The sequence below is a fragment of the Nitrospirota bacterium genome, assembly GCA_037386965.1.
Taxonomy (GTDB): Bacteria; Nitrospirota; Thermodesulfovibrionia; order Thermodesulfovibrionales; family JdFR-86; genus JARRLN01.
Genome location: JARRLN010000038.1, coordinates 1 through 19728, shown reverse-complemented (window position 1 = coordinate 19728; position 19728 = coordinate 1). Strand labels below are relative to the sequence as shown.

Annotated in this window: 17 protein-coding genes; 15 read left to right on the top strand and 2 right to left on the bottom strand. The window is 64.8% G+C overall.

Going from position 1 to position 19728, the window contains the following annotated elements; all coding sequences use genetic code 11:
• Positions 1–874 (bottom strand): rod shape-determining protein (locus tag P8Y39_07200; protein MEJ2192126.1); only part of this gene is annotated, 874 nt, incomplete at its 3' end.
• The gene (locus tag P8Y39_07195; protein MEJ2192125.1) at positions 875–1288 is read right to left on the bottom strand and encodes an RDD family protein; all 414 of its coding nucleotides are present in this window, start codon (positions 1286–1288) and stop codon (positions 875–877) included.
• A 165-nt stretch (positions 1289–1453) separates the two neighbouring features.
• Between P8Y39_07195 and P8Y39_07190 the strand changes: the two genes are divergently transcribed.
• The 15 genes from P8Y39_07190 (at position 1454) to uvrC (ending at position 19627) form a co-directional block, all read left to right on the top strand.
• Positions 1454–2047, top strand: a complete 594-nt coding sequence (locus P8Y39_07190; protein MEJ2192124.1) for an XTP/dITP diphosphatase — start codon at positions 1454–1456, stop codon at positions 2045–2047.
• Positions 2048–2233: 186 nt separating this feature from the next.
• Positions 2234–2875 (top strand): adenylate kinase, encoded by a 642-nt coding sequence (locus P8Y39_07185; protein MEJ2192123.1) that lies wholly within the window; start codon positions 2234–2236, stop codon positions 2873–2875.
• A 25-nt stretch (positions 2876–2900) separates the two neighbouring features.
• Positions 2901–4115 (top strand): sulfate adenylyltransferase, encoded by a 1215-nt coding sequence (gene sat, locus P8Y39_07180; GenBank protein MEJ2192122.1) that lies wholly within the window; start codon positions 2901–2903, stop codon positions 4113–4115.
• A gap of 75 nt (positions 4116–4190) precedes the next feature.
• Positions 4191–4625, top strand: a complete 435-nt coding sequence (aprB, locus tag P8Y39_07175; protein ID MEJ2192121.1) for an adenylyl-sulfate reductase subunit beta — start codon at positions 4191–4193, stop codon at positions 4623–4625.
• A 28-nt stretch (positions 4626–4653) separates the two neighbouring features.
• Positions 4654–6612 (top strand): adenylyl-sulfate reductase subunit alpha, encoded by a 1959-nt coding sequence (aprA, locus tag P8Y39_07170; GenBank protein ID MEJ2192120.1) that lies wholly within the window; start codon positions 4654–4656, stop codon positions 6610–6612.
• Positions 6613–6767: 155 nt separating this feature from the next.
• Entirely contained in the window at positions 6768–8015 is a 1248-nt protein-coding gene (locus tag P8Y39_07165) for a CoB--CoM heterodisulfide reductase iron-sulfur subunit A family protein (GenBank protein ID MEJ2192119.1), read from the top strand.
• A 3-nt stretch (positions 8016–8018) separates the two neighbouring features.
• Complete coding sequence (locus tag P8Y39_07160) at positions 8019–10268, top strand: FAD-dependent oxidoreductase (GenBank protein MEJ2192118.1); 2250 nt, start codon at positions 8019–8021, stop codon at positions 10266–10268.
• Positions 10269–10311: 43 nt separating this feature from the next.
• Positions 10312–11430, top strand: coding sequence for a quinone-interacting membrane-bound oxidoreductase complex subunit QmoC (gene qmoC, locus P8Y39_07155; protein ID MEJ2192117.1), 1119 nt, complete (start codon positions 10312–10314; stop codon positions 11428–11430).
• Between the two features lie 4 nt (positions 11431–11434).
• Positions 11435–11863 carry a CBS domain-containing protein gene (locus P8Y39_07150; protein ID MEJ2192116.1) on the top strand — a complete coding sequence of 143 codons (429 nt, stop codon included), beginning with the start codon at positions 11435–11437 and terminating at the stop codon, positions 11861–11863.
• 58 nt (positions 11864–11921) lie between these two features.
• Complete coding sequence (locus P8Y39_07145; GenBank protein ID MEJ2192115.1) at positions 11922–13964, top strand: sodium-translocating pyrophosphatase; 2043 nt, start codon at positions 11922–11924, stop codon at positions 13962–13964.
• A 133-nt stretch (positions 13965–14097) separates the two neighbouring features.
• Entirely contained in the window at positions 14098–14832 is a 735-nt protein-coding gene (locus P8Y39_07140; GenBank protein ID MEJ2192114.1) for a hypothetical protein, read from the top strand.
• 48 nt (positions 14833–14880) lie between these two features.
• A complete protein-coding gene (locus P8Y39_07135) occupies positions 14881–15795 on the top strand; it encodes a P-loop NTPase (protein MEJ2192113.1) in 915 nt (304 codons plus the stop codon).
• A gap of 2 nt (positions 15796–15797) precedes the next feature.
• Complete coding sequence (locus P8Y39_07130; GenBank protein MEJ2192112.1) at positions 15798–16361, top strand: helix-turn-helix domain-containing protein; 564 nt, start codon at positions 15798–15800, stop codon at positions 16359–16361.
• 150 nt (positions 16362–16511) lie between these two features.
• Positions 16512–17765, top strand: coding sequence for a UDP-N-acetylglucosamine 1-carboxyvinyltransferase (gene murA / locus P8Y39_07125; protein MEJ2192111.1), 1254 nt, complete (start codon positions 16512–16514; stop codon positions 17763–17765).
• Positions 17766–17812: 47 nt separating this feature from the next.
• Complete coding sequence (uvrC, locus tag P8Y39_07120; protein ID MEJ2192110.1) at positions 17813–19627, top strand: excinuclease ABC subunit UvrC; 1815 nt, start codon at positions 17813–17815, stop codon at positions 19625–19627.
• Positions 19628–19728: the final 101 nt, after the last annotated feature.

Genomic DNA, 19728 nt, shown 5'->3' with positions numbered 1-19728 from the left:
CGACGCCCCTGTCCACGATGTCGGCGGCCAGCTCCGGCGGGGTGTTCTCCAGGGCGACGCGGATGGTGTCCAGGATGATGTTGACCGGCTCGGAGAGGGCGTCCCGGACCTCGTCCTCGTCGATGGTGATGGTCTTGGGGATGCCGGAGACCAGGTCGCGGCCCTTGATGTCCATGCTCCGGGGGGTGCCGCTCGCCCCGGGGGCCGGGGCGGCGGAGCCCAGCTCTATCTTTATCTGTTCGGCCGTCCTGTCGCCTATCATGAGGTTGTATTTCCTCTTGATGTGGGCCATGATGGTCTCGTCCATCTTGTCCCCGCCCACCCGGGCCGCGCGGCTGTACACGATGCCCTCCAGGGAGATGACGGCGATGTCCGTGGTGCCGCCCCCGATGTCCACGATCATGCTGCCGGAGGGCTCCCCCACGGGCAGTCCCACGCCCACGGCGGCGGCCATAGGCTCCTCGATGAGATAGACCTCCCGGGCGCCGGAGGCCTGGGCGGCGTCCTTCACCGCCCGCTGCTCCACCTGGGTGATGGTGGTGGGCACGCCCACGATGACCCGCGGGGCCACGAAGCTCCTGCGGTTGTGGACCTTCTTGATGAAGTACTTGAGCATCTCGCCGGTGGCGTCGAAATCGGCGATGACCCCGTCTTTCATCGGGCGGATGGCCATGATGCTGGCCGGGGTCTTCCCCAGCATCTTCTTGGCCTCCATGCCCACGGCCACGGGCTTTTTGTTGTCCCGCCTCAAGACCACCACCGAGGGCTCGTTACAGACGATGCCCTTTCCCCTCACGTACACCAGAGTGTTTGCGGTCCCCAGGTCTATCGCCAGGTCGTTGGAAAACCATCCAAAGATGTTGAAGGGAAACATTCAGCTCTCCTGTACGGCCTCGGTGGTCTCCACCACCGAGGTTCTCGCGATTTCGTCCCCGAGGCGCGCGCCGTCCCTGCTGCCAAGCAGGATGATGAACTCCAGGACGATGACGCCCACGAGGAATATCCAGCCAACAAAAGGCACCTTGACCAGGAGAACGCCCGCACCGAGGGTGCAGTTGCGGAGGATGGAATCCCTGATGGTGCACGGACCGCCGGAGTGGCTCAGGACCCGGAGCCCGGTGAGCCGCTTCCCCACGCTCTTTCCCTCGGACAGCCCGTCGCTGATGAGCAGATACCCCAGCCCCGCCAGCCATCCCGCCCGTGGCAGGGCCTCCATTGCGGCGAGGATCATCACGAAGTCTATGCTCTTGGCAACAACCCTCAACAAGAGGCTGGCTCTCCTGACCATCCGACATCATAACATTGGGTATTGCATCTTTTCAATGATTCCGGGCGGTAACGCTCACCGTGGCGTCGCTCCGAAAGCCTTTATTCTCAAGGGATTACACCTTGCCCGCCGCAGGCGGAGAAGGCGTTGACGGGCACGGGAGGGCTCGTGTATGGTAGAGGCCTCATGCGGGAAATCGTCCTTGCCACCCGTAACAGAAGGAAGCTCGAGGAGGTCTCCCGCATCCTCCGGGGCCTGGCGGTCCGCCTTCTGAGCCTCGAGGAGTTCCCCGGCGTGCCGGAGGTGCAGGAGGACCAGGAAAGCTTCAGGGGCAACGCCCTCAAGAAGGCCCGGGCGGTGGCCCGGGCCACCGCCCGGGACGCCCTGGCCGACGACTCGGGCCTGGAGGTCTATGCCCTGGGCGGCGCTCCCGGGGTGCGCTCCGCCCGCTATGCCGGCCAGGGGGCTTCCGACAGGGACAACAACGCCAAACTTCTCAGGGAGCTGGCCGAGACCCTGGAGGAGGAGCGGGGCGCCCGCTTCCTCTGTGTCCTGGCCCTGGCCTCTCCCGACGGCCGGGCCCGCACCTTCGAGGGCTCGGTGGAGGGCAGAATCGCCCGCGCCCCGGCCGGCGAGAGCGGCTTCGGGTACGACCCCTTGTTCATCCCCCGGGGGGAGAGGCGGACCTTCGCCCAGATGGGCCCGGCGGAAAAGGACGCCATGAGCCACCGGGGGCGCGCCCTGGCCCTCCTGAGGGAGCACCTGGAGGAGAAAACGTAGGGCGCCCGGTGCTCCAGCCGGAAATATAAGAAAATTTAATGCACCAATTTTAATTTTTGCCTTGAAAAAAGGTGGACCGAATTTCTACTATGTAATCTCTGAATGGATAGTGCGCCGTACGTGCGCGTTTTTTTCATATCCTTCCATAACACAGAGCAGCCTAAACACAGAGAAGGGGGTACTTTGATGAGGCTTGTTCTTTTAGGGGCACCCGGTGCAGGCAAAGGCACCCAGGCAAAGAAGCTCATAGAAAAATACGGAATTCCGCAGATTTCCACCGGCGACCTCCTCAGAAAGGCGGTGGCCGACGGCACGTCGCTGGGCAAGGAGGCCAAGGCCTACATGGACAAGGGCGAGCTGGTGCCGGACTCCGTGGTGCTGGGCATGGTCAAGGAGCGGCTCGACCAGCCCGACGCCCGGGAGGGGTTCATCCTGGACGGCTTCCCGCGCAACACGGCCCAGGCGAAGGCCCTGGACGAGATGCTCGGGGGGATGGGCATGCCCCTGGACGGGGCCATCAGCGTGGACGTTCCCAGCGGAGACCTCATGAAGCGGCTCACCGGAAGGCGCACGTGCAAGCAGTGCGGCCAGATGTACAACGTCTATTTCAATCCGCCCCGGAAGGAAGGGGTCTGCGACAACTGCGGCGGAGAGCTCTTCCAGCGGGACGATGACAGGGAAGAGACCATCCGCAAGCGCCTCGAGGTCTACGAGGCCCAGACGGCCCCCCTTGCGGAGTATTACAAGGACAAGGGCATCCTCAAGTCGGTGGACGGCACGGGCAGCATCGAGGAGATTTTCGAGCGGATGACCGCCGCCGTCGGATAACGGATCATAGCGCAAGGAGGCAAGCATGGCACTGGTAAATCCACACGGCAAAGAGAAGAAACTCAAACCGCTTCTCCTGAGCGGGGGAGAGCTCAAGGAGGAGCGCGAGCGGGCGAAGTCCCTGACCCAGGTGAGGATATCCTCCCGGGAGGCGGGCGACCTCATCATGCTGGGCATCGGGGGGTTCACCCCCCTCACGGGCTTCATGGGCCACGACGACTGGAAGGGCGTCTGCGACCGGTACACGATGGCCGACGGCACCTTCTGGCCCATCCCCATCACGGTTTCCACCACGCAGGGGCAGGCCGACAGCATCAAGGACGGCGAGGAGGTGGCCCTTGTCTCCGAGGAGACCGGAGAGGTCATGGCCACCATGAAGGTGACCGAGAAGTACAAGATAGACAAGGAGCACGAGTGCACGCAGGTCTACAAGACCGCCGACATGGAGCACCCCGGGGTGGCCATGGTCATGAAGCAGGCCGACATCAACCTGGCCGGCCCGGTGAAGGTCCTGAGCGAGGCGAGCTTCCCCCAGGACTACCCCATCATCTATCTGCGGCCCGTCGAGAGCCGGAAGATATTCGAGGAGAAGGGCTGGTCCACGGTGGCCGCCTTCCAGACGCGCAACCCCATGCACCGCTCCCACGAGTACCTCACCAAGATAGCCATCGAGACCTGCGACGGCGTGTTCGTCCACATGCTGCTGGGCAAACTGAAGCCCGGCGACGTCCCGGCGGACACCAGGCAGCGGGCCATCGACGTGCTCATCGACAAGTACTACGTCAAGGACACCATCACCGTGGGCGGCTACCCGCTTGACATGCGGTACGCCGGCCCGAGGGAGGCGCTCCTGCACGCCGTGTTCAGGCAGAACTACGGCTGCAGCCACCTCATCGTGGGCCGCGACCACGCGGGCGTGGGCGATTACTACGGCCCGTTTGACGCCCACAAGATATTCGACGAGATACCGGAGGACGCCCTGGAGACCAAGCCGCTGAAGATAGACTGGACCTTCTACTGCAAGAAGTGCGACGGCATGGCCTCCATGAAGACCTGCCCCCACGGCAAGGAGGACAGGCTCATCCTCTCGGGCACCAAGCTGAGGAAGATGCTCTCCGAGGGAGAGGACGTCCCCGACCACTTCTCCCGTCCCGAGGTCCTCGAAATCCTCCGCGAGTACTACGCCGGTCTGACCGAGAAGGTGGAGATCAAGACCCACAAGTACTCCGAGGGCGTTTAGGGATTCAGATACAGGATATGCGGCTATCCGTAAGAACCTTTAACCCAAAAAATACTTCAGAAGGAGGAAAGGGAGATGCCGAGCTTTGTCATAACCGAAAAGTGTGACGGCTGCAAGGCACAGGACAAGACGGCCTGCCAGTACATTTGTCCGAACGACCTGATGACGCTCAACCGGGACCTGATGAAGGCGTTCAATCAGGAGCCTGAACAGTGCTGGGAGTGCTACAACTGCGTGAAGATCTGCCCCCAGCAGGCCATCGAGGTCAGGGGCTACGCCGATTTCGTTCCCCTGGGCGGCAACGTCATCCCCATGAGGGGCTCCGACGCCGTCATGTGGACCGTCAAGTTCCGCAACGGGAAGCTCAAGAGGTTCAAGTTCCCCATCCGGACCACCCCGGAGGGTTCCGTGGACCCCTATGCGGGCAAGCCCGAAGCCAACATCGAGAATGTCGACAAGCCCGGGTTCTTCACCCATCAGGGTGAAGGCAAGAAGATGCCGACCATATAAAGGGACGGAGGAAAGGAGGACCATACACATGGAAAAAGAAGCCTGCACATTCTCGTACTGCGAGAAGCCGCAGATCATCGAGGTCGACACCGACATCCTCATCGTCGGCGGCGGCATGAGCGCCTGCGGGGCGGCCTTCGAGGCGACCCGCTGGACCCAGGCGGCCAGCAAGGCCGGCAAGGGCGACATCAAGATAACCCTGGTGGACAAGGCCGCCATGGACCGCTCCGGAGCGGTGGCCCAGGGGCTCTCCGCCATCAACACCTACATGGGCGAGAACGACCCCGCCGACTACGTCCGGTACGTCCGGGGCGACCTGATGGGCATCATCAGGGAGGACCTGGTCTACGACCTGGGCCGGCACGTTGACGACACGGTCGAGAACTACGAGGAATGGGGCCTGCCCATCTGGAAGAAGGACGACCAGGGCCACAGCATGGACGGTGCCCAGGGCGGCCCGAAGCTCAAGGACGGCGGCAAGCCGGTCAGGAGCGGCAAGTGGCAGATAATGATCAACGGCGAGTCCTACAAGGTCATCGTGGCCGAGGCCGCCAAGAAGGCCCTCGGGATGGACAACATCTACGAGAGGGTCTTTATCGTGAGGTACCTCCTGGATGAGAAGGAGGACAACCGCATCGCCGGCGCGGTGGGCTTCAGCGTCCGCGAGAACAAGGTTTACATCTTCCGGACCAATGCCCTTCTGTCGGGCTGCGGCGGCGCGGTCAACGTGTTCCGGCCGAGGTCCGTGGCCGAGGGCCAGGGCCGGGCGTGGTACCCGGTGTGGAACTCCGGCAGCGGCTATGCCACCGGCATACAGGTCGGCGCCGAGCTGACCATGATGGAGAACAGGTTCGTCCCCGCCCGGTTCAAGGACGGCTACGGGCCGGTGGGCGCCTGGTTCCTCTTCTTCAAGGCGAAGGCCACCAACGCTTACGGCGAGGACTACTGCGCCACCAACCTCGAGGAGACCAAGAAGCTCTACAGCCCCTACGCCGAGAAGCTGGGCACCGCCATCCGCAACCACATGATGATGATGGACATGAGGGCCGGCAAGGGCCCCATCCTCATGCGGACCGACGAGGCCATGGCCGAGCTGTCCAAGACCATGGACGCCAAGCAGATGAAGCACCTGGAGGCCGAGGCATGGGAGGACTTCCTCGACATGTGCATCGGCCAGGCGGGCGTGTGGGCCGGCCAGGACATCGAGCCGGACCAGAAGCCTTCGGAGATCATGCCCACCGAGCCCTACCTCCTCGGCTCCCACGCCGGCTGCGCGGGCTTCTGGGTGAGCGGCCCCGATGACCTGAACTCCCCCGACCACTACAAGTGGGGCTACAACAGGATGTCCACCGTCGACGGCCTGTTCATGATGGGCGACATCTGCGGGGCCAGCGGCCACAAGTTCTCCAGCGGCTCCCATGCCGAAGGCCGCATCGCCGCAAAGAGCGCTGTCAAGTACGTCATGGACCACAAGGACTTCAAGCCGACCCTGGCCCAGAGCGCCGACGAGCTGGCCGGGGAGCTCTACCTGCCGTTCGAGGTCTACGAGAAGTACAAGGCCTACTCGACGGCTCCGGACGTCAACCCCAACTACATCAAGCCCAAGATGCTCCAGGCCAGGCTCCAGAAGATCGGCGACGAGTACTTCGGCGGCATTTCCACGTGGTACATGACCTCCAAGACCATGCTGGAGGAGGGCCTGAGGCAGCTGGTGATGCTCAAGGAAGACGCGGCCAAGAGCGGTGCCAAGGACCTGCACGAGCTCATGCGGGCCTGGGAGAACTACCACCGGATCTGGTCCATCGAGGCCCACGCCAAGCACATCCTCTTCAGGGAGGAGTCCCGGTACCCCGGCTACTACTACAGGGGCGACCACTTGGCCATCGACGACCAGAACTGGAAGTGCTTCGTCAACTCCAAGTACGACCCCAAGACCGGCGAGTGGAACGCCTTCAAGAAAGACTACGTCCAGATGGTTTCGGACTAGCCGGCGCCTGAGGTGCGGAGGCCCCGTCCTTCCCCCCGCGAGGGGGAAGGACGGGGTGCCGCCCATCTTCATTTTCCCGTGAGGTTGGGTTCAGCCGGGTGCCGAGCGCGCGGCGTTCCGGAGCCCGCTTCAACCCAATCACCGTGGAGGTTTCAATGGCCGAGCAAAGTGTGCTTGTCATAGGAGGAGGCATTAGTGGACTGACGGCCGCGCTAGAGTCAGCCGAGGCCGGGTACGACGTCCACCTGGTGGAGAGAAACCCCTACCTCGGGGGCCGGGTGGCGCAGCTCTATAAATACTTCCCGAAGCTCTGCCCGCCGGTCTGCGGGCTGGAGCTGAACTTCCGGCGCCTCAAGGAAAACCCGCGGATAAACGTCTACACCATGGCCGAGGTCTCTGGCATCTCCGGCACCGAGGGAGACTTCGACGTCACGGTCACCCTGAAGCCCCGCTACGTCAACGAGCGCTGCGTGGGGTGCGACGCCTGTGCCGAGGCCTGCCCGGTGCACAAGCCCAACGACTTCAACTTCGGCCTGGACAAGAGCAAGGCGGCCTATCTGCCCTTCGCCCAGGCGTTTCCTTTCCGGTATGTCATCGACAAGGAGCACTGCACGGGCGATTGCGCGCAGGCGTGCAAGGATGCCTGCAAGTACGACGCCGTGGACCTGGACATGAAGCCCGAGAGCATGAACCTCAAGGTGGGCTCCGTCGTGGTGGCCACGGGGTGGAACCCATACGAGGCCGAGCGGATGGACAACCTTCAGTACGGGAAGGTCAACAACCTTATCACCAACATGCAGATGGAGCGCCTGGCGGCAGCCAACGGGCCCACCGGGGGCAAGATCCTGAGGCCCTCGGACGGCAAGGAGCCCAAGCGCGTGGCCTTCGTCCAGTGCGCGGGCTCCCGCGACGAGAACCACCTGAGCTTCTGCTCCTACATCTGCTGCATGGCCTCCCTCAAGCAGATCACCTACCTGAGGGACCAGTACGAGGAGTTTGCCGCGGAGGTCTTCTACATCGACATCCGCACCCCCGGGCGGTACGAGCAGTTCTACTGGAACATCAAGGAGGACCCCCGCGTGGCCTTCACCAAGGGGAAGGTGGCCAAGATAAAGCAGGCCGCCGGAGACGCCGTGGAGGTCACCGTGGAGGACGCCCTCACCGGGAAGAAGTCCGCCAAGACCTTTGACCTGGTGGTGCTGGCCACGGGCATGCAGCCCTCCGGGGCCCGCGCGACGGTGCCGGGCGTGACGTACGTCGAGGAGGGCTTCGCCGCCCTGGATGCCCAGAGGCCGGGGGTCGTCCCGGTGGGCACCGCCCGCACCCCCCTGGACGTGCAGCGCTCGGTGCAGGACGCCACCGGGGCAGCCGTCAAGAGCATTCACACTCTGGTGAGGAGGTAAAGGATGGAGAAAAACATCGGAGTCTATATATGCAAGGGCTGCGGCATCGGCGATGTCGTGGATGCCGAGAAGCTCGCCTCCGAGGCGGCCAGCAACACGCGGACGGCGGCCGAGAAGTTCAAGGTCGCCGACGTCATGTGCTCTCCGGAGGGGATAAAGCTCGTCCAGGACGACATGGCGCAGAACGGCGTGAACACCATGGTCGTCGCGGCCTGCTCGCCGCGCGTGAAGTTCAAGGAGTTCGATTTCCCCAACAGCATCGTCGAGCGGGTCAACATCAGGGAGCTGTGCGCCTGGAGCCAGCCCCCCGCCACCGAGGAGACCCCCGAGCACTACCACCCCCAGGGCATCGCCACGGACTACGTGACCATGGGCATCGTCAAGGCCAACAAGGGCGACCTGCCGGAGCCCAACGTGCTCGAGGACCTCTCCAAGACCGTCATGGTGGTGGGCGGGGGCATCACCGGGCTCAGCGCGGCCCTGGACGTGGCAGGGGCCGGCTACGAGGTGATGCTCGTGGAAAAGGAGGAGAAGCTCGGCGGCTGGGCGGGCCGGCTGCACAAGGCCGTCCCGCGGAGCCTGCCCTTCGACGCCCTCACGGAAAGCCCCGTCTGGGAGAAGATAAAGCAGGTGGAGGCCAACGAGCGGATAAAGGTTTTCACGTCGGCCACCATCGAGAAGACCGAGGGGCAGCCGGGCCTCTTCGACGTCACGCTCAGGAGAAACGGGGGCACCGAGACGGTGAAGGCGGGCGCCTTCATCGTGGCCACCGGCTGGAAGCCCTACGACGCCTCCAGGCTCGGCCACCTGGGCTACGGGCTCCCCAACGTGGTGACGAGCATCGAGTTCGAGGACATGGCCAAAAACGGCAAGATAGCCCGGCCCTCCGACGGGCGGGCGCCGGAGCGCGTTGCCTTCATCCAGTGCGCAGGAAGCCGCGACCCCGAGCACCTGCCGTACTGCTCGGCCTTCTGCTGCAGCACCTCGCTCAAGCAGGCCGCCTACGTGCGCGAGGCGCTGCCGGAGGCCTCGGCCCTCATCTTTTACAAGGACATCAGGACCCCCGGGCAGACGGAGCTGTTCTACAAGAACATGCAGAACGACCCGGGCGTCATGCTCACCAAGGCGGAGGTCTCCGGCGTCGCGGAGGCCCCGGGGGGGAAGCTCTTGGTCAACGCCGACCAGACCCTCCTTGGAGAGAAGATACAGGTGGAGGCCGACATGGTGGTCCTGGCCGTGGGCGTGGTGCCCTCCACGCGGGGGCCCCAGGAGTACCTGGACGGCCTGACGCAGGCCGCGGGCAAGGGCGACGAGGCCAAGAACAAGTACATCCAGGAGACCGCCAAGCCGGAGTTCATCCTGAACCTCCAGTACCGGCAGGGACCGGAGATTCCCTCCCTGGAGGGCGCCTACGGCTTTGCCGACAGCAACTTCATCTGCTTTCAGTACGAGACCCGGCGCACCGGCATCTATGCGGCCGGGTGCGTGCGGCAGCCCATGATCATGGCCGACGCCATGGCGGACGCCTCGGGGGCCGCGCTGAAGTCCATCCAGGCCCTGGAGCACGTCTCCACGGGAATCGCCGTGCACCCCAGGAGCTGGGACGCCACCTTCCCCGACCCCCTCATGCAGCGGTGCACCTCCTGCAAGCGCTGCACCGATGAGTGCCCCTTCGGCGCCATCGACGAGGACGAGAAGGGAACGCCGTACTTCAAGATAAACCGCTGCCGGCGGTGCGCCACCTGCATGGGGGCCTGCCCCGAGAGGATCATCTCCTTCAAGGACTACCACGTGGACATGGTGGGCTCCATGCTGAAGTCCATAGAGGTCCCGGAGGACGGCATGCGCATCATCTGCCTGGCCTGCGAGAACGACGCCTATCCGGCGCTGGACACCTCCAGCTTCCGGAGGAATACCTTCCACCCGGCGGTGCGTTTTATTCCGGTGCGGTGCCTGGGCTCTACGAACCTGGTCTGGGTGGCCGACGCCTTCAGCCGCGGGGTGGACGGCCTTCTGCTTCTGGGCTGCAAGTTCGGCGAGAACTACCAGTGCCACTTCGTCAAGGGAAGCGAGCTGGCCGACTACCGGTTCAGCAAGGTGCAGGAGACGCTGGACAGGCTTCAGCTGGAGGCCGAGCGGTGCCAGATGCTGCAGGTGGCCATCGACGACTACGACCGGCTGCCGGGGATGGTAAACGGCTTCGTCAGCAAGATCGAGGACGAGTTCGGCCCCAACCCCTTCAAGGGCTTCTGAGGCGGGGGGCGTCGAGGAGTACACGATTGAGGAGGGTACATAGATGAGCGAGAAGGTAATCAAACCCGACCTGAGGTTTGTCAAGTCGGTGGTGAACTCGGGAGGAGACTCACTGAAGAAGTGTTACCAGTGCGCCACCTGCTCCGTGGTCTGCAACGTCACGCCGGAGGAGAATCCCTTCCCCCGCAAGGAGATGATCCAGGCCCAGTGGGGGTTGAAGGAGGACCTCTTCCGGAACCCCGACATCTGGCTCTGCCACCACTGCAGCGACTGCACGGCCTACTGCCCCCGCGGGGCGAAGCCCGGCGAGGTCCTGGGGGCCATCAGGAAGATGAGCCTGGAGCACTACTCCCGGCCCGGCTTCCTGGCCCGGATGGTCAACGACCCCAAGTATCTGGTCCTTCTGCTGGCCCTGCCGGTGGTGATATTCCTGCTGATTGCCAGCGGGTTCAGCAGCCTGAACTTCTCGGAGATCCCGCGGGGCGAGTACGGGGGGATAGTGTTTTCGAACTTCATCCCCGTGCCGGCCATCGATATCACCTTCGGCCTGGCCGCGCTGTTCGCCCTGGTGGTCTTCGTCGGCGGGGTGCTCCGTTACTGGAAGGACATGACCCGGGGGGAGAAGCTCGCCGGCGGCCTGGTGGGCTCCGTGATAACCACGATAGGGGAGATATTGGGGCACGGCAGGTTCAGGAAGTGCGACCTCACGCGGCCCCGCTCGACCTCGCACATGCTGGTGCTCTTCAGCTTCATCGGCCTGGCCGTCACCACGACGTGGGCTCTCATCTACCTCTACGGGCTCGGCTGGGACAGCCCCTATCCGATGACGGACCCGCTGAAGGTCCTGGCCAACCTCAGCGCCATCGCCCTTCTGGTGGGCGTCGGCCTGGTCATCGCAAACAGGGTCAACAAGGCGGAGAAAGCGGGCATGGGGAGCTACTACGATTGGCTGTTCATCGGCGTGGTGGCCACCATCGTGGTGACCGGCGCCCTGTCGGAGCTGACCCGGCTGGGCAACATCGCCGGGCTGGCCTATCCCATCTATCTCACACACCTGGTGGCCGTCTTCTTCCTTTTCGCCTACGCGCCCTTCTCCAAGATGGCCCACATGGTCTACCGCACCACGGCGATGGTGTACGCCAGGACGGCGGGAAGGAAGTAGGCGCGTGAAGCTCAAAGACCTCATAAAGAGCAAGGGGTTCGAGGTCATCGCCGTGGACAGCGAAACGTCGGTGGCCGACGCCATCAGGAAGATGGTGGATCGCAACATCGGTGCTCTCCTCATCATGGAGGACGGCCGCACGGTGGGAATGTTCACGGAGCGTGACGTCCTGACGTGCTGGGTGCGGAGGGGGGACTTTCTGGGCACGCGCATCGGGGACGTCATGACCACGGAGCTGGTGGTGGCCGAGGTGGAGGACGACCTCAACTACGCCATGTCCATCATGATTCAGAGGGGGGTGCGGCACCTGCCCGTCCTGGACAGGGGGCGTCTGGTGAGCGTCCTTTCCATCAGGGACGTGGTCAAGGCCCAGGTGAGCAACCTGCAGGCCGAGGTTCATTACTTGAAGGACTTCATAAGCGACATCGGGTAGCACACACTTATACACGGGTGAACCAGAAGCTGGAAACCTTTATGAGGAGGAGGACTGAATGAGTTCCATCATCGTGTTTGCCCTCATTTGCGGCGCATTGGGCGTCATCTACGCCCTCTGGACCGCGGCGTGGGTGTCGAAACAGGATGCCGGCAGCGAGCGGATGCGGGAGATATCCGGCGCCGTGGCCGAGGGGGCGCGGGCGTTTCTGGCCCGCGAGTACAAGACGGTGGCCTTTGCCGGCATCGTCATTTTCATTCTTATAATCGTCTTCAAGCTCGGGGTATGGACGGCCGTGGGCTTCATCGTGGGCTCGCTGGGCTCCGCCCTGACGGGCTACATCGGCATGATGGTCACCGTGCGGGCCAACGTGCGCACGGCACAGGCCGCCCACAAGGGCATCCAGGAGGCCCTGTCCGTCGCCTTCAAGGGCGGGTCGGTCACGGGCATCATGGTGGTGGGCCTGGGCATCATCGGCATCTCCGGGTACTACTCCATCGTCAAGGGCGTGGCCGGCGCTGAGGCCTTCCATGCCCTGGTGGGCCTGGGCTTCGGCTGCTCCCTGATGAGCGTCTTCGCCCGTATCGCCGGCGGCATCTACACCAAGGCGGCCGACGTGGGCGCGGACCTGGTGGGCAAGGTGGAGGCCGGCATACCCGAGGACGACCCCAGAAACCCCGCCGTCATCGCCGACAACGTGGGGGACAACGTGGGGGACTGCGCCGGGATGGCCGCGGACCTCTACGAGACCTACACGGTCACCCTGGTGGCCGCCATGCTCCTGGCCAGGACGGTCTTCGGAGCGGGCAGCCCGTGGGTGGAGTTTCCCCTGGTTCTGGGCGGGGTCTCCATCATCGCCTCCATCGTCGGCACGTTCTTCGTACGGCTGGGCAAGAGCCAGTACATCATGGGCGCCCTGTACAAGGGCCTGGCCGTCGCCGGCGGCCTGTCGGCCATAGCCTTCTACTTCGTCGGCGGCTGGTTCCTGGGCAGGCCCGGCGTGGAGCAGGTCTTCACCCAGGGCGCGGTGTTCACCACGGCGGTCATCGGCCTGATTCTCACGGGCCTCATCGTCATGATAACGGAGTACTTCACCTCCACCAAGTACGGCCCGGTCAAGCATATCGCCGCGGCCAGCCAGACCGGCCACGGCACCAACGTCATCGCGGGCCTGGCGGTGAGCATGAAGGCCACGGGCCTTCCGGTGCTCGCCATCGTGGGGGCCATCCTCTGGGCCTACTCCACGGGGGGAGGCTTCTCGGGCGACCCGGGGGTGGGGCTCTTCGCCATCGCCCTTTCGGCGGTCTCGATGCTCTCCATGACGGGCATCGTGGTGGCCATCGACTCCTACGGCCCCATCACCGATAACGCCGGCGGCATCGCCGAGATGGCCGAGCTGCCCGACGAGATACGTGACATCACCGACCCGCTGGACGCCGTGGGCAACACCACCAAGGCCGTCACCAAGGGCTACGCCATCGGCTCGGCCGCCCTGGCCGCCCTGGTGCTGTTTGCCGAGTACTCCCGGAGCTTCGGGGGCGAGGAGCTTGTCTTCCGCCTCTCGGACCCCAAGGTGCTCTCGGGCCTGTTCATCGGCGGGCTCCTGCCCTATTATTTCGGCTCCCTTCTCATGGAGGCCGTGGGGAAGGCCGCCGGTGGCGTCGTGGAGGAGGTGCGGCGCCAGTTCCGTGAGATCAAGGGCATCATGGAGGGCACCGGCCGTCCCGAGTACGGCAAGTGCGTGGATATCGTCACCAAGAGCGCCATCAGCCAGATGATCGTTCCCGCCCTGCTGCCGGTCGTGGTGCCTGTCCTGGTGGGCATGCTCATCGGGCGGGAGGCCCTGGGCGGCGTGCTTATCGGCAGCATCGTCACGGGGCTGTTCCAGGCCATCGCCATGACCTCGGGCGGCGGCGCCTGGGACAACGCCAAGAAGTACATCGAGGACGGCGTCTTCGGCGGCAAGGGCTCCGACGCCCACAAGGCGGCCGTCACCGGCGACACCGTGGGCGACCCGTACAAGGACACCGCGGGGCCGGCCATCAACCCCATGATCAAGGTGATAAACATCGTCGCCCTGCTCATCGTGCCGCTCCTCTGAGGGCGGGCATCTCACACGCCAGAAAGCGGCCTTCCCGGGAGGAGGCCGCTTTCTTTTTTTCTGTCAAATTTTCTGTCAAAAGAGCCCGCTTCAGTGTTATAGTAGGGAGGTTCGCAATCACGTACGGGGGAACGTGAAATTCGTCTTCGCGCATGTTTCTTTGCTGTTTGTCCTTCTCGCCCTGGTGGCCTGCCGGGAACAGGACGCCCTCAGGGAGATGGCCCGCGTGGACCGCGTGCTCATTCCCGCCCTGGCCCTCACCTCCGAGGGGCAGCTCACCGAACGGACCGTGATGGCCGTCAAGACCCTCAAGGTTGATTGGCCACTGTTTGAGCACGAGGCCCGGGGAGGCCCCTGGGAGGAGGCCCTGATGAGCGCCAGGGACATGGTTTTCCAGGCCGACGCCCGCATCGACAGGCACGAGCCCCTGCTGGCCCACCAGGCCCTGGAGGCGGTGCGCGGGACGCTCTATGAGGGGAGGCGGCGGGCGGGCGTCCAGTATTTCCCCGACCGTCTGGTGGCCTTCCACAAGGTGCTCCAGTCCATGATGGGCGTGGTGCGGGGGAAGGCCCCCGCGGACCTTACCGAGGGCGACGTCCGGAGGCTCGCCGAGCTTCTTGGGGAGGCGGAGGCGCACTGGCAGCAGGCGGAGGGAGCGGAGTTCACCCCCGAGGTTTACGGTTTTTCGGAGGAGAAGGCCGGGCTTCTGGCCGAGAGGATGCAGCGGGTGCGGCGGGCCCTCGCCTCATGCGGCACGGCCCTCCGGGCGGGGGACCCCGATTCCATCCTTACCTACGTGCTCAGACTGAGGGCTCCTTTCGAGGAGGTCTATTTTCTTTTCGGCGATTTCGAGGGTCTGGCGCTGTGAAGCTTGATGCGTATGCACCTTCTTGATGTAAAATAACCGGGGGAAGGCATGGGATGTGAAATCTGGGCCATAGGCGGCGGCAAGGGCGGCACCGGAAAGAGCTTCATGACGAGCACCATGGGCTCCGTGCTGGCCGGGCAGGGAAAGCGCGTCATCCTGGTGGACGCGGACCTCGGGGGGGCCAACCTGCATTCGTTCCTGGGCCTGAAGCGGCCCCGTCTCAGCCTCACCGATTTCTTCGAGGCGAAGGTGCCCCTTTCTGACCTGGTGGTGGACTGCGGCCTGGGCTCGATGGGGCTCATCACCGGCGACCTGCACTCCGTGGACTCCAACAGCGTCACCTTTTCGCAGAAGCAGCGCTTCTTCCGCCACATCCACGCGCTGGATGCGGATTACGTGCTCATAGACCTGGGCAGCGGCACCCACCTGAACACCCTGGACACCTTTCTCCTGGCGCACCGGATGGTCGTGGTGGTGGTCCCGGAGGTGACCTCCATCGAGAACATGTACCAGTTCGTCAAGAGCGTCTATTTCCGGAAGATGAAGTCCGTCTTCAAGGAGTACGGGCTCAGGGAGCAGATGCGGGAGATATGGGCGAGCCGCAGCGAGCACAACATAAGCACCCTGGGGCAGCTCATGGAGCACGTGCGGACGCTGGCTCCGCAGTTGCCCCTGGGTTTTTGCGACGAGATAGAGAACTTCTCCATAAACGTCGTCCTCAACCAAGTGCGTACGCACCGGGAGAGGGACGTGGGGCCCTCGGTGCGCAGCGTCCTGAAGAAGTACCTGGGGCTCGCCTGCCAGTTCGTGGGCTACGTGGAGCACGAGGACGGCGTGTGGCGCTCCGTCAACAACGGGGTGCCCTTCATGCGGGCCTATCCCCGCTCGAACTGCGCCAAGCAGATCGAGCATCTCGCCGGCAACCTGCTTCGGGAGCGTCACGTCGAACTCGCAAAGGTCTAGACGTGGAAGACTCCGAGAGGGAAAGGTTTTACGACGTCCTGGAGCTTGCCCCCAACGCCTCCCAGGCCGACATACGGGAGGCGTACCTTCATCTGAAGTCCCTGTACACGGACGGCACCTACATCACTGCCCCCCTGGCCGACGAGGTGCCGGAGGAGCACCGGCGGAAGGTTCTGGAGGAGATAGAGACGGCCTATGCGGCCCTCTCGGGGGCGCCCCGCGTGAGGGCCGCCGGGAGGGAAGCGCCTCCGGCTGAAATGGACGGGAAGGTGCAGGAGCTGGTCGCCTCGGTGGAGCGCTTCGACGGCGAGGCCTTGAGGCGCGTGCGCGAGGCCCTGGGCATGCACCTGGGCACCATAGAGTCCCTGACCAAGGTCCGCCTGTTCCATCTGAAGAACATCGAGCGCAACCGGTACGAAACCCTTCCCGAGGCGGTCTACCTGAGGGGGTACGTCAAGTCCCTGGCCCGGTGCCTGGCCCTGGACCCCGAGCGCGTGGCAAGCGACTACATGCGGGGCTACGAGGAGTGGAAGGGCGGCGAGGGCTGCACGGGCGGCGGGGACTGAGGCGCACCGGGATATCCCCTCCTTACTCCCCTGCGTGGTATTATTACTCCGTGCATGAAAAGGCTGACACGACGACGCTGGCCCCCGGCCTTGAGATAGCATCGCTTCGGGCTTCGATGATGTCTGAGAGGAACTGGTTGGCATTCCCGGATGGATAAGCTCAGGGTCGAGGGCGGCAGGCCCCTCAGGGGCGAGGTCGAGATAAGCGGGGCGAAGAACGCCGCCCTGCCCCTCATGGCCGCCTCCCTTCTGGCCCCCGGGGTGAACCGCCTCGGGCGGGTGCCGGCGCTCATGGACGTCAGGACCACGGGGGCGCTTCTGCGGAAGCTCGGGGCCCGCGTGGAGCAGAGGGGGGCGGAGATGCTCCTTGACACCGGGAGCGTCAGCGCTTTCGAGGCGCCCTATGACCTGGTCAAGACCATGCGCGCCTCGGTCCTCGTGCTGGGGCCCCTCCTGGCCAGATACGGCAGGGCCAGGGTCTCCCTGCCCGGGGGATGCGCCATAGGGGCTCGGCCCATCAACCTGCACATCATGGGGCTTCGGATGATGGGGGCCAGGGTTGCGCTGGAGGCCGGGTACGTGGTGGCTTCGGCCAAGCGGCTCCGGGGCGCCCGCATCTACCTTGACGTTCCCACGGTGACGGGCACGGAGAACCTGCTCATGGCCGCGGCCCTGGCGAAGGGGACCACCATCATCGAGAACGCCGCCCGGGAGCCCGAGGTGGCCAACCTGGGCCGGACCCTGGCGGCCATGGGCGCCCGGGTAAAAGGCGCGGGGGAGAGCGTCATCGAGGTCGAGGGGGTGGACGAGGTCCGGCCCTTCGATGACGAGGTCATCGCCGACCGCATCGAGTGTGGCACCTTCATGACGGCGGCCGCCATAACGGGCGGAGACGTCCTCTTGAAGGGCGTGGAGCCCTCCCACCTGGACGCCGTCGTCCTGAAGCTCAGGGAAACCGGGGTGGAGATAGCCGAGGTGGACGGGGGGCTTCGGGTCTCCTGTCCCTCTCGTCTTCGCTCGCGGGACCTGAGGACGATGCCCTATCCGGGCTTCCCCACCGACATGCAGGCCCAGTTCATGGCCCTCATGGCCGTGGCCCAGGGCACCAGCGTCATCCACGAGAGGATTTTCGAGAACCGCTTCATGCACGTGGCGGAGCTCAGGCGCCTCGGGGCGGACATAATCGAGGAGGCCGGCGCGGCCACCGTCCGGGGGGTAAGGGCCCTGAGGGGGGCGGACGTCATGGCCACCGACCTCAGGGCCAGTGCGTCCCTGGTGGTGGCGGCCCTTGCCGCCGAGGGCGCCACCACCATCCACCGCATCTACCATCTGGACAGGGGGTACGAGCGCATCGAGGAGAAGCTCCGGAGGCTGGGGGCCTCGGTCGAGAGGCTCAAGGAGTAGGCACGTACCGCTTTCCCGCCGCCGGGACGGGGCATTATAATAAAAACATGCCCCGGACGGCGCCAAAAGAACAGACTCGCCTCGACCCCCGCCGGAAGCTCCCCACCGTGCCCCGGAAGCCCGGGGTCTACATCATGAAGGGGCCGCGGGAGAAGGTCCTCTACGTGGGGAAGGCCAAGGACCTCAGGGCGCGCCTGAAGTCCTATTTCCAGAAGTCCGCCGACCTGGACAATCGCAAGAGAGCCATGATGGGCCAGGTGCAGGACATCTCCTGGCTTGTCACCGACGGGGAGCTGGAGGCCCTGGCCCTGGAGGCCAACCTCATCAAGCAGATGAGGCCCCGCTTCAACGTCATCCTTCGGGACGACAAGAACTATCCCTACATCAAAATCACCGTTAACGAGGAATGGCCCCGCCTGGAGGTCGTCCGCAGGGTAAGCCGCGACGGAGCCCTGTACTTCGGCCCCTACGTGCCCGCCGGGGGCATGTGGGAGGCCCTGGGCGTCATCAGGCGGAACTTCGGCGTCCGTCCCTGCCGCTACAGGCTGGAGAAGCCCATGCGCCCCTGCATCCAGCACCAGATGGGCAAGTGCCCGGCCCCCTGCGCGGGGAAGATTTCTCACGAGGACTACCGGAAGCTGGTGGACGAGGTGATACTCTTCCTCAAGGGGAGAAACCGGGAGCTTCTGGAGGCCCTGGAGGCACGGATGCGGCAGCTCTCCGGGGAGCTTCGCTTCGAGGAGGCCGCCCGTTTGAGGGACCGGGTGCACGCCTTGAGGCGGGCATGGGAGACCCAGAAGGTCATATCACCGGAGCTGGGGGACCTGGACGTGGTGGGGTATGTCCGCGAGGGGGACGGCGCCCAGGTGCAGGTCTTCTTCGTGCGAAACGGCATCATGGTGGGGGCCAAGGACTTTCTGCTCAAGGACGTGGCCGGCATGGCCGGCGGGGAGCTTCTGCACAACTTTCTTCTGAACTTCTACGCGGCCAAGGAGGTCCTGCCGCCCGCAGAGCTTGTCCTGGCCGAGCTGCCCGAGGACACGGAGGCCCTGTCGGCCTGGCTCAAGGAGCGGCGGGGAGGGAAGGTCGCCCTGAGCGTCCCCAGGCGGGGCAAGAAGCGGGCCCTCCTGCGCCTGGCGGAGAAGAACGCCCGGCACGCGGCGCGGAGCAGGAGGGGGCCGGAGAGCACCCTTCAGGAGCTTGCCCGCCGCCTGGGGCTCTCCGCCCCGCCGCGCTCCATCGGGGCCTTCGACGTCTCCAACCTCTCGGGCACCGAGGCCGTGGGGGCCTTCGTCTACTGGGAGGACGGCTCCTTTTGGAAAGACCGGTACAGGCATCTCAGGATTCACGGGGTCCAGGGGGTGGACGACTACGCCATGATTGAGGAGACGGTAAGGCGGGTGCTGGACGACATGGAGCCCCCGCCCGACCTGGTGGTGATAGACGGCGGGCGTGCGCACCTGGAGGCGGCCTCCCGGGCGGCCGAGGTCCTTCCGGCCCTCCCCGTGCTGGTTGCGGTGGCCAAGAAGCCCGACAGGGCCTTCCCCTCGTCCCCCGGCCCGCCCCTGGACCTGGAGGACAGGAGCCCCTCGTCCCTCCTGCTCGTGAAAATCCGGGACGAGGTCCACCGCTTCGCCATAAGCTTCCATAAGAAGCTCCGGGGCAGGCGCGCCCTGGCCTCTCCGCTGGAGACGGTCCCCGGCATTGGCAAGAAGCGGAGGCTCGAGCTCCTCAAGCATTTCGGAAACATGGAGGCAATGCGGAAGGCCTCCCTGGAGGAGCTGGCCCGGGTGCCCGGCATGAACCGCAGGGCCGCCGCGGCCCTGAAAAAGGCCCTGGCGGGAGAGGAGGAGGGGGAATAGGCGCCCCCCGTCTTCCTAAGAGGGGGCCTAGAACCTGTCTCAAAATTGATTTCGAAGCGAAAGGGAGAATAAATGGCGGCAGACAAGGAGGGAAGGGGAAA

What these genes read in the sequence shown, in the direction of transcription:
- uvrC (MEJ2192110.1), top strand. Translation starts at nt 17,813, where the DNA reads ATGCCCCGGACGGCGCCAAAAGAACAGACTCGCCTCGACCCCCGCCGG.
- qmoC (MEJ2192117.1), top strand. Translation starts at nt 10,312, where the DNA reads ATGAGCGAGAAGGTAATCAAACCCGACCTGAGGTTTGTCAAGTCGGTG.
- aprA (MEJ2192120.1), top strand. Translation starts at nt 4,654, where the DNA reads ATGGAAAAAGAAGCCTGCACATTCTCGTACTGCGAGAAGCCGCAGATC.
- P8Y39_07145 (MEJ2192115.1), top strand. Translation starts at nt 11,922, where the DNA reads ATGAGTTCCATCATCGTGTTTGCCCTCATTTGCGGCGCATTGGGCGTC.
- sat (MEJ2192122.1), top strand. Translation starts at nt 2,901, where the DNA reads ATGGCACTGGTAAATCCACACGGCAAAGAGAAGAAACTCAAACCGCTT.
- P8Y39_07190 (MEJ2192124.1), top strand. Translation starts at nt 1,454, where the DNA reads ATGCGGGAAATCGTCCTTGCCACCCGTAACAGAAGGAAGCTCGAGGAG.
- aprB (MEJ2192121.1), top strand. Translation starts at nt 4,191, where the DNA reads ATGCCGAGCTTTGTCATAACCGAAAAGTGTGACGGCTGCAAGGCACAG.
- P8Y39_07185 (MEJ2192123.1), top strand. Translation starts at nt 2,234, where the DNA reads ATGAGGCTTGTTCTTTTAGGGGCACCCGGTGCAGGCAAAGGCACCCAG.
- P8Y39_07135 (MEJ2192113.1), top strand. Translation starts at nt 14,881, where the DNA reads ATGGGATGTGAAATCTGGGCCATAGGCGGCGGCAAGGGCGGCACCGGA.
- P8Y39_07160 (MEJ2192118.1), top strand. Translation starts at nt 8,019, where the DNA reads ATGGAGAAAAACATCGGAGTCTATATATGCAAGGGCTGCGGCATCGGC.
- murA (MEJ2192111.1), top strand. Translation starts at nt 16,512, where the DNA reads ATGGATAAGCTCAGGGTCGAGGGCGGCAGGCCCCTCAGGGGCGAGGTC.
- P8Y39_07165 (MEJ2192119.1), top strand. Translation starts at nt 6,768, where the DNA reads ATGGCCGAGCAAAGTGTGCTTGTCATAGGAGGAGGCATTAGTGGACTG.
- P8Y39_07195 (MEJ2192125.1), bottom strand. Translation starts at nt 1,288, where the DNA reads ATGGTCAGGAGAGCCAGCCTCTTGTTGAGGGTTGTTGCCAAGAGCATA.